Source organism: Mesorhizobium sp. Mes31 (assembly GCF_024519675.1).
Classification (GTDB): Bacteria; Pseudomonadota; Alphaproteobacteria; order Rhizobiales; family Rhizobiaceae; genus Mesorhizobium.
In genome coordinates this window covers 1-222 of the sequence record NZ_JALJRL010000093.1, presented here as the reverse complement: position 1 = coordinate 222, position 222 = coordinate 1, and the positions used below count along the sequence as shown (strand labels likewise).

At 64.4% G+C, this 222-nt stretch carries 1 protein-coding gene; it reads right to left on the bottom strand.

The window, feature by feature from the left end:
- On the bottom strand, positions 1-222 hold a 222-nt coding region (locus NR193_RS33440), incomplete at both ends, for a replication initiator protein A (protein WP_256754906.1).

Here is a 222-nt window from a genome sequence, read left to right as displayed (position 1 = left end):
CGATCAACTCGATTCCCGCGGGTTTGCCATGGCGATCGATGCGCTCCTGCCACTCGTTGATCCATGAGAACCGGTGACGCCTGCCCTCGGCGGGCTGACGGATGGTCGTCGAGACGGTGGTCGACTGCAGCCGGTCAAGCGCCGCCTTCAGGCGTTGATAGTCGCGCAGGCTCTTGCCGCGGCCGACGAAGGTGAGAATCTCATAGGGCGTGGCGGCCATCA